Here is a 2951-nt window from a genome sequence, read left to right on the forward strand (position 1 = left end):
CACTACCGTCACGCCAAACATGGCGTCTCCACTACCGTCACGCCAAACATGGCGTCTCCACTACCGTCACGCCACACATGGCGTCTCCACTACCGTCACCGCCACACATGGCGTCAACCGTTACCGCCGCAACACGCGGCCGGCGCGGACACCCGTCGGGGCGCCATCGAGCAGCACGGCCTGGCCGTTGACGAACACGTGATCGACGCCCGTGCTGTACTGGTGGGGATCGTCGTACGTGGCGCGCTCGTCCACCGTATGGGGGTTGATCACCGCCACGTCGGCGTAGGCGCCAGCGCGCAACACGCCGCGATCGGACAGCCCGAGGCGCCAGGCAGGCAGGCTGCTCATCTTGCGGATGGCGTCCGGGAAAGCCAGCACATTTTCGCTACGGACATACATACCCAGCACCCGCGCGAAGGTGCCGTAATGGCGCGGATGAGGTAGACCTACCGACGGCTCCGCGGTGCCGCCGCCCCGGCCCTCGTTCAGACTGAACACGACGGCCTCTTTTATGCGGGCCCGCGTCCCGGGGTCGCGAAGCCGGGCGACGAGGTCTTCTTGCTCCCCTTCCAGGCTCCAGGGGGGAAATAAGACCGACAGATTCGTGCTCGACGCGGTGTACGGGGAGAGCCAGGGTGATGTCGATCCCCAGCGTGCGCGCCTCGTCCACCAGCCGGAGGGTTTCCATGCTGGTCCCCCACATGGATCTGCCAATCACATTATGTGGGTGATCTGCACGGGCAGCCGGCCCTCCTCACCGATTCGAATCGTTTCGTGGATACTCTCCATGACCTTAAGCCCTTAGTCCCGCATGTGGCTGATGAAGATCCCGCCGTGTTGCCCCGCCACCCGCGCCAGGGCGATCACCTCCTCGGTCGTCGCAAAAGCGCCGGGCACATATATCAGGCCGGACGACAGGCCCAGGGGCCCCTCCCGCATGGTGATGTCGACCAGCTGTTTCATCCGATCCAGCTCGGTTCCAGAAGGGGGATGGTCGGCCCGTCCCAGTACTTCGCTTCGCACGGTGCCGTGGCCGATCATGGTTCCTACATTGACCGCCGCCGGCGCCACCACCAGCAGAATACCCGTGAGCTTCATGTGGAATTGCAGATTAAGCGCGTAACGTTGATTTTAGGGATCGGGCCATCGCCTATCATACCTCTTTCATCCGCAACGTACAATGAACATGGACGCCTCGTTTTCCCCCATCGCGCTGATGCTGGCGCTGTCGCTTACGGTGCTTGTCGCTCGCCCGGCCGCCGGCCAGGGCGGCGGCGACCGGGAAGTCGGCCTCCCCTTCGCCACCCGCAGCGCGGTGCTCGCCCGCAACGGCATCGCCGCCACCAGCCACCCGCTCGCCTCCCAGGTCGCCATCGACATCCTCAAAAAAGGCGGCACGGCGATCGACGCCGCCATCGCGGCCAATGCCACGCTGGGGCTCATGGAACCGGTCAGCTGCGGCATTGGCGGGGACCTGTTCGCCATCGTCTACGACCCCGCGACCGACCGCCTCTACGGCTACAACGGCAGTGGTAGATCGCCGCGCGGGCAGTCCCTCGCTGAACTCAAGGCCCGGTTGACGGCCAGGGGTAAAAGCGCCATCCCGGATCGCGGCTCGCTCTCGGTGTCGATACCCGGCGCGGTCGACGGCTGGTTCGCGCTCCACGAGCGCTTCGGCAAACTCCCCATGGCGGAGGTCCTCGCGCCGGCCATCGACTACGCCGGCGATGGCTTCGCTGTCTCCCAGATCATCGCGTACGACTGGTCCCTCAACGTCAACGCTATCGAGGCCGCGGCGGCGGACATCGAGGAGATGGCCAACTTCCGCTCCACCTACCTCATCGACGGCCGCGCCCCGCTCGTGGGTGAGGTGTTTCGCAACCCGGACCTCGCCCGTACCTATACGGCCATCGCCGAGGGCGGCCGCGCCGCCTACTACGAAGGCGAACTGGCGGATGTGATGGACGCCTACATGCGCCGGATCGGCGGCCCGCTGCGGAAGGAAGATTTCGCCGGCCATCAGGGCGAGTGGATCGACCCGGTGTCGATCAACTACCGCGGGTACGATGTCTACGAACTGCCGCCCCCCGGCCAGGGGATGGCCGCCCTCCAGATGCTTAACATCCTGGAAGACTACGACCTCGCCGCGATGGGGCATAATAGCGCGGACTATCTGCACGTCCAGATAGAAGCCAAAAAGCTGGCATTCGAGGACCGCGCCCGGTACTACGCCGATCCGCATTTCTACGACGTACCGGTCGATCAACTGCTGTCCAAGGACTACGCCGCCCGCCAGCGCGAAACAATCCGGATGGACCGCGCCATGCAGCGCCTCGAAGAAGGCGCCGCGCAGCTCGAAAACGGCGATACGATCTACATGACGGTGGCCGACAAAGACGGCATGATGGTCTCGCTCATCCAGAGCAACTACCTCGGCCTCGGCAGTGGCCTCGTGCCGGACGGGCTGGGCTTCATGTTCCAGGACCGCGGCGCGCTGTTCGCCCTTGAGGAAGGCCACCCGAACGTCTATGCGCCAAACAAACGGCCCTTCCATACGATCATCCCGGCATTCGTCATGAAAGACGGGGAGCCGTTCATGAGTTTTGGCGTAATGGGGGGCGCTATGCAGCCCCAGGGCCATGTGCAGGTCCTCATGAATCTCCTTGATTTCGGGATGGACCTCCAGGAAGCCGGCGACGCGGCCCGCTACCGCCATGAAGGCAGCAGCGAACCCACCGGAACCGTCATGACTGAGGGCGGCGTCGTTAACGTGGAAAGCGGCGTCTCCCCCGAGGTCGTCGAAGGCCTCCGTGCCCGTGGCCACCTCGTGAAGGTGAACAAAGGCGCGTTCGGTGGCTACCAGGCCATCGTCCGAGACCCACGCACCGGCGTCTACCACGGCGCCACCGAAATGCGCAAAGACGGCATGGTAGCCGGCTATTAACCCC

3 protein-coding genes are annotated in these 2951 nt (G+C 64.8%); 1 reads left to right on the forward strand and 2 read right to left on the reverse strand.

Annotated features, from left to right (window positions below):
• Positions 1-120 precede the first annotated feature (120 nt).
• Both SH809_04535 and SH809_04540 read right to left on the reverse strand, forming a co-directional pair.
• On the reverse strand, positions 121-717 hold the full coding sequence (locus tag SH809_04535; protein ID MDZ4698954.1) for an amidohydrolase family protein: 597 nt from the start codon (positions 715-717) through the stop codon (positions 121-123).
• An 87-nt stretch (positions 718-804) separates the two neighbouring features.
• Entirely contained in the window at positions 805-1101 is a 297-nt protein-coding gene (locus SH809_04540) for a hypothetical protein (GenBank protein MDZ4698955.1), read from the reverse strand.
• A gap of 82 nt (positions 1102-1183) precedes the next feature.
• Here SH809_04540 and ggt point away from each other — a divergent pair, with 82 nt between their 5' ends.
• Positions 1184-2947: a gamma-glutamyltransferase gene (ggt, locus tag SH809_04545; GenBank protein MDZ4698956.1), complete on the forward strand. Its 1764-nt coding sequence runs from the start codon at positions 1184-1186 to the stop codon at positions 2945-2947.
• Positions 2948-2951: the final 4 nt, after the last annotated feature.

Source organism: Rhodothermales bacterium (assembly GCA_034439735.1).
Classification (GTDB): domain Bacteria; phylum Bacteroidota; class Rhodothermia; order Rhodothermales; family JAHQVL01; genus JAWKNW01.

Bases quoted from the DNA above. Each gene is read 5' to 3' on its own strand.
- SH809_04540 (MDZ4698955.1), bottom strand. From the start codon at position 1,101: ATGAAGCTCACGGGTATTCTGCTGGTGGTGGCGCCGGCGGCGGTCAAT.
- ggt (MDZ4698956.1), top strand. From the start codon at position 1,184: ATGAACATGGACGCCTCGTTTTCCCCCATCGCGCTGATGCTGGCGCTG.